The following is a 964-nucleotide window of genomic DNA, read 5'->3' as shown; positions in this document are numbered from 1 at the left end:
CAAAGGTTTATCAAATAATAAAGGATTCAAGCAACTTAATAGAAACAGAAGAAGCGATTCAAGGCTATATGTATGATGTGTTCGCTCAGTTAATGGGTCAGATTTTGTCGAACTTCAACGAAGTGATCAAAGAGGAAAAACAACGTGAAGGTTGGAAAGTAAAACGAGCAGATTGGAAAACGGTTCAATTTATTTTCGGTCCCGTTCGGTACCGGCGTACGCTAATGGTGGATACTAATAATCAGAACCATTATCCACTAGATGAATGGTTAGGCATTCGAAAATATCAACGCCATAGCCCACTAGTAGAAGTAAAAGTGTCAGAGTTGGTGAGTAAAGCTACTTATCGAGATACCGCAGCTATTCTAAACGAATGGACGGCCATTACGCTGAGTCATCAAACAGTCGGCAGTCTTCTTAAACGCGTTGGAGCAGCACAATCACGTGAGGATGAAGAAAATGTATTGGAACTAGAAGAAGCCACGGAGTTGCCCGAAGGAAAAAAGGTGGACTATTTTTACGCCGAAGCGGATGGGGTTTTTGTACGTGGGACAGAAAAGAAAAAAAGCTTAGAAGTTCGTCATGCCATCCTTTACGAAGGCTGGGAGAAAAACGGAAAGCGCGTTTCTTTAAAAGAACCTAAAGCCATCATGACGACTAAAAAAACCGCTGGTTTTTGGGCAGAAGTCCAAGCTTTTACAGCGAATCATTATGCCTTACAGCAAGCTCAAATCATTACCAATAGTGACGGTGGACAAGGGTATACCGCAGACAAATTCCAAGAAGCTTTTTCTCAATCGAACTATCCTGTTTTAAATCAACTAGACTCTTATCATGTCTTCCAAGGCTTAAACCGCGCGTTTGGATCGCAAACTAACGTTTTTAAACAGCATGTCCGTCAAGCATTAAAAACGCATGATTTAGATGAATTAACTATTTGGTTGGATACGTATGAAAGTACATT

Annotated in this window: 1 protein-coding gene; it reads left to right on the top strand. The window is 40.7% G+C overall.

Annotated features, from left to right (window positions below):
* Positions 1-964 (top strand): ISLre2 family transposase (locus tag ACEN4L_RS13405; protein ID WP_407097750.1); only part of this gene is annotated, 964 nt, incomplete at both ends.

Source organism: Desemzia sp. FAM 23988 (genome assembly GCF_045528365.1).
Classification (GTDB): Bacteria; Bacillota; Bacilli; order Lactobacillales; family Carnobacteriaceae; genus Desemzia.
The sequence above is the reverse complement of the archived record's forward strand: the minus strand, read 5'-3'. Positions and strand labels throughout refer to the sequence as shown.